This is a genomic window from Micromonospora inaquosa (assembly GCF_003857055.1).
GTDB classification, from domain to species: Bacteria; Actinomycetota; Actinomycetes; order Mycobacteriales; family Micromonosporaceae; genus Micromonospora; species Micromonospora inaquosa.
This window is the reverse complement of sequence record NZ_QGSZ01000055.1, coordinates 1-5,372: the sequence shown is the minus strand read 5'-3', so window position 1 is coordinate 5,372 and position 5,372 is coordinate 1. Positions and strand designations below refer to the sequence as shown.

3 rRNA genes are annotated in these 5,372 nt (G+C 57.5%); all 3 read right to left on the bottom strand.

Features of this window, described 5'->3' with window-relative positions:
• Nucleotides 1-10: 10 nt before the first annotated feature.
• The 3 genes from rrf to DLJ59_RS00655 all read right to left on the bottom strand — a co-directional run bounded on the left by rrf (nt 11) and on the right by DLJ59_RS00655 (nt 5,221).
• Nucleotides 11-127: ribosomal RNA gene (gene rrf, locus DLJ59_RS00665) — 5S ribosomal RNA — on the bottom strand.
• Between the two features lie 85 nt (nt 128-212).
• A 23S ribosomal RNA gene (locus DLJ59_RS00660) occupies nt 213-3,325 on the bottom strand.
• Nucleotides 3,326-3,706: 381 nt separating this feature from the next.
• Nucleotides 3,707-5,221, bottom strand: a 16S ribosomal RNA gene (locus tag DLJ59_RS00655).
• The 16S, 23S and 5S rRNA genes sit together here, the layout of an rRNA operon.
• Between the last annotated feature and the right edge of the window lie 151 nt (nt 5,222-5,372).

Sequence of the window (5,372 nt, the reverse complement as noted above, 5' to 3'; positions counted from 1 at the left end):
CTGGAAGATTGTCCGGCGGCGTCCTACTCTCCCACACCCTCACGAGTGCAGTACCATCGGCGCTGGAGGGCTTAGCTTCCGGGTTCGGAATGTAACCGGGCGTTTCCCCTCCGCCATGACCGCCGTAACTCTATGAACATATCAAACAACCCCGGCACACATTCACGGGTGTTCGCTTGTTCAGAGTTGCACAGTGGACGCGTAGCAGCTTAGTAGTCAAGTCCTCGGCCTATTAGTACCGGTCAACTGAACCCGTTACCGGGCTTACATTTCCGGCCTATCAACCCAGTCGTCTAGCTGGGGGCCTTACCCCACCAAAGGTGGGTGGGATACCTCATCTTGAAGCAGGCTTCCCGCTTAGATGCTTTCAGCGGTTATCCCTTCCGAACGTAGCTAACCAGCCGTGCCCTTGGCAGGACAACTGGCACACCAGAGGTTCGTCCGTCCCGGTCCTCTCGTACTAGGGACAGCCCTTCTCAAGTATCCTACGCGCACGGCGGATAGGGACCGAACTGTCTCACGACGTTCTAAACCCAGCTCGCGTACCGCTTTAATGGGCGAACAGCCCAACCCTTGGGACCTGCTACAGCCCCAGGATGCGACGAGCCGACATCGAGGTGCCAAACCATCCCGTCGATATGGACTCTTGGGGAAGATCAGCCTGTTATCCCCGGGGTACCTTTTATCCGTTGAGCGACACCGCTTCCACTCGCAAGTGCCGGATCACTAGTCCCGACTTTCGTCCCTGCTCGACCTGTCAGTCTCACAGTCAAGCTCCCTTGTGTACTTGCACTCAACACCTGATTGCCAACCAGGCTGAGGGAACCTTTGGGCGCCTCCGTTACCTTTTAGGAGGCAACCGCCCCAGTTAAACTACCCACCAGACACTGTCCCTGAACCGGATAACGGTCCGAAGTTAGATACCCAAATCAACCAGAGTGGTATTTCAAGATTGCCTCCACCCATACTGGCGTATGGACTTCACCGGCTCCCACCTATCCTACACAAGCTAATTCGAGTACCAATGTCAAGCTATAGTAAAGGTCCCGGGGTCTTTCCGTCCTGCCGCGCGTAACGAGCATCTTTACTCGTACTGCAATTTCGCCGGGCCTGTGGTTGAGACAGTGGGGAAGTCGTTACGCCATTCGTGCAGGTCGGAACTTACCCGACAAGGAATTTCGCTACCTTAGGATGGTTATAGTTACCACCGCCGTTTACTGGCGCTTAAGTTCTCCGCTTCGCCCCCGAAAGAGCTAACAGGTCCCCTTAACGTTCCAGCACCGGGCAGGCGTCAGTCCATATACATCGAATTACTTCTTCGCATGGACCTGTGTTTTTAGTAAACAGTCGCTTCCCCCTGCTCTCTGCGGCCATACAACGCTCCACCCGCGCGGGGCTTCACGTCTCCGGCCCCCCTTCTCCCTAAGTTACGGGGGCAATTTGCCGAGTTCCTTAACCACAGTTCGCCCGATCGCCTCGGTATTCTCTACCTGACCACCTGTGTCGGTTTGGGGTACGGGCCGCTAAGAACTCGCTAGAGGCTTTTCTCGGCAGCATAGGATCACTGACTTCACCTGAATCGGCTCGGCATCACGTCTCAGCCTTCATGCGGTGCGGATTTGCCTACACCACGGCCTACACGCTTACCCCGGCACAACCACCGGCCGGGCTCAGCTACCTTCCTGCGTCACCCCATCGCTTGACTACTACCCATCAGGTTCCCACGCTCCCCCAGCTCAGTCCGAAGACCTCACCAAGTTCGGGCGGTTAGCACAACGAGGTTCATCAGGGACGCTCTTTCGCGGGTACGGGAATATCAACCCGTTGTCCATCGACTACGCCTCTCGGCCTCGCCTTAGGTCCCGACTCACCCAGGGCGGATTAGCCTGGCCCTGGAACCCTTGGTCATCCGGCGGAAGGGTTTCTCACCCTTCTTTCGCTACTCATGCCTGCATTCTCACTCGTGCCGCGTCCACAACTGGGTCACCCCGCTGCTTCACTCGCGGCACGACGCTCCCCTACCCATCCACACACCTGCACAAGGAATCAAGTCCAAGCGAGGATAAAATGTGAATGCCACAGCTTCGGCGGTGTGCTTGAGCCCCGCTACATTGTCGGCGCGGAACCACTTGACCAGTGAGCTATTACGCACTCTTTAAAGGGTGGCTGCTTCTAAGCCAACCTCCTGGTTGTCTATGCGACCCCACATCCTTTTCCACTTAGCACACGCTTAGGGGCCTTAGCTGGTGATCTGGGCTGTTTCCCTCTCGACTACGAAGCTTATCCCCCGCAGTCTCACTGCCGCGCTCTCACTTACCGGCATTCGGAGTTTGGCTGATTTCGGTAAGCTTGTGGGCCCCCTAGACCATCCAGTGCTCTACCTCCGGCAAGAAACACGCGACGCTGCACCTAAATGCATTTCGGGGAGAACCAGCTATCACGGAGTTTGATTGGCCTTTCACCCCTAACCACAGGTCATCCCCCAATTTTTCAACATTGGTGGGTTCGGCCCTCCACGCGGTCTTACCCGCGCTTCAGCCTGCCCATGGCTAGATCACTCCGCTTCGGGTCTAGGACACGCGACTGAATCGCCCTATTCAGACTCGCTTTCGCTACGGCTCCCCCACACGGGTTAACCTCGCCACATGCCACTAACTCGCAGGCTCATTCTTCAAAAGGCACGCCGTCACCCCGCAAGGCTCCGACGGATTGTAGGCGAACGGTTTCAGGTACTATTTCACTCCCCTCCCGGGGTACTTTTCACCATTCCCTCACGGTACTTGTCCGCTATCGGTCACCAGGAAGTATTTAGGCTTACCAGGTGGTCCTGGCAGATTCACGGCAGATTTCAGGGGTCCGCCGCTACTCGGGAACACCCACAGAAGGTCAGCAACTTTCACCTACCGGACTTTCACCGTCTACGGTCAGCCATTCCAGACTGTTCGACTAGCCACTAACTTTGTAACTTCTCGAACAAGTGTCAGCTTGTTCAGCAGGGTCCCACAACCCCGACCACGCAACCCCTGACAGGTATCACACGCAGCCGGTTTAGCCTCGATCCGCTTTCGCTCGCCACTACTCACGGAATCACTAAATTGTTTTCTCTTCCTACGGGTACTGAGATGTTTCACTTCCCCGCGTTCCCTCCACACACCCTATGTGTTCAGGTGTGGGTGACACCACATGACTGGTGCCAGGTTTCCCCATTCGGACACCCTGGGATCACAGCTTGGTTGACAGCTCCCCCAGGCCTATCGCGGCCTCCCACGTCCTTCATCGGCTCCTGGTGCCAAGGCATTCACCGTTCGCCCTTGACAACTTGACCACAAAGATGCTCGCGTCCACTGTGCAATTCTCAACAAACGACCAACCCACAACCCGATCCGCCCCACACCAAACCCAACACACAGTTGGCGGTATGCGGGGCCAGGCCATGCCTGGCAGACTTCCAGCCCCCACACAAGGAGGCCGGCCAAGTCTCTGAAACAACAACACGAGGTTGTTCCTTCAGGACCCAACAGGGTGCTTACATCTCCCCCCAGCCGCACCAACAGCATCCGTTCCCACCACCCAAGAGTGGCTGTACTAGGCGCCGCCGGCCGTTGCCAGGGCAAAACTTGCCAGTGTCTCCGCCATCTGAGCACCCCACCACCACAGTCGGGCGGTGCGGGCTCCTTACCGACTTTCGTCGGAAGGTGCTCCTTAGAAAGGAGGTGATCCAGCCGCACCTTCCGGTACGGCTACCTTGTTACGACTTCGTCCCAATCGCCAGCCCCACCTTCGACGGCTCCCTCCACAAGGGTTGGGCCACCGGCTTCGGGTGTTGCCGACTTTCGTGACGTGACGGGCGGTGTGTACAAGGCCCGGGAACGTATTCACCGCAGCGTTGCTGATCTGCGATTACTAGCGACTCCGACTTCACGGGGTCGAGTTGCAGACCCCGATCCGAACTGAGACCGGCTTTTTGGGATTCGCTCCACCTCACGGTATCGCAGCCCATTGTACCGGCCATTGTAGCATGCGTGAAGCCCTGGACATAAGGGGCATGATGACTTGACGTCATCCCCACCTTCCTCCGAGTTGACCCCGGCAGTCTTCGATGAGTCCCCGCCATAACGCGCTGGCAACATCGAACGAGGGTTGCGCTCGTTGCGGGACTTAACCCAACATCTCACGACACGAGCTGACGACAGCCATGCACCACCTGTGACCGCCCCCGAAGGACCCCCCATCTCTGGAGGTTTTGCGGCCATGTCAAACCCAGGTAAGGTTCTTCGCGTTGCATCGAATTAATCCGCATGCTCCGCCGCTTGTGCGGGCCCCCGTCAATTCCTTTGAGTTTTAGCCTTGCGGCCGTACTCCCCAGGCGGGGCGCTTAATGCGTTAGCTGCGGCACAGGGAACCGGAGAGGCCCCCCACACCTAGCGCCCAACGTTTACAGCGTGGACTACCAGGGTATCTAATCCTGTTCGCTCCCCACGCTTTCGCTCCTCAGCGTCAGTATCGGCCCAGAGACCCGCCTTCGCCACCGGTGTTCCTCCTGATATCTGCGCATTTCACCGCTACACCAGGAATTCCAGTCTCCCCTACCGAACTCTAGCCTGCCCGTATCGACCGCAGGCTTGGGGTTGAGCCCCAAGTTTTCACGGTCGACGCGACAAGCCGCCTACGAGCTCTTTACGCCCAATAAATCCGGACAACGCTCGCACCCTACGTCTTACCGCGGCTGCTGGCACGTAGTTGGCCGGTGCTTCTTCTGCAGGTACCGTCACTCTCGCTTCGTCCCTGCTGAAAGAGGTTTACAACCCGAAGGCCGTCATCCCTCACGCGGCGTCGCTGCATCAGGCTTCCGCCCATTGTGCAATATTCCCCACTGCTGCCTCCCGTAGGAGTCTGGGCCGTGTCTCAGTCCCAGTGTGGCCGGTCGCCCTCTCAGGCCGGCTACCCGTCGTCGCCTTGGTAGGCCATCACCCCACCAACAAGCTGATAGGCCGCGAGCCCATCCCAAGCCGAAAAACTTTCCACCACCAACCATGCGGCCAGCAGTAATATTCGGTATTAGCCCCCGTTTCCGAGGGTTATCCCAAAGCTTGGGGCAGGTTGCTCACGTGTTACTCACCCGTTCGCCGCTCGAGTACCCCGAAGGGCCTTTCCGCTCGACTTGCATGTGTTAAGCACGCCGCCAGCGTTCGTCCTGAGCCAGGATCAAACTCTCCAACAAAAAATTAGTTGAACAGCTATCCCGGCAACAAACAAATGTTGCCAAAGGAATCCCAACCAGCCAGCAAAAACTGACCAGTCCGGGGTATAAATCATAATTGGCACTGGCTTTACAAGCACCCTGTTGAGTTCTCAAAGAACAACCACACACC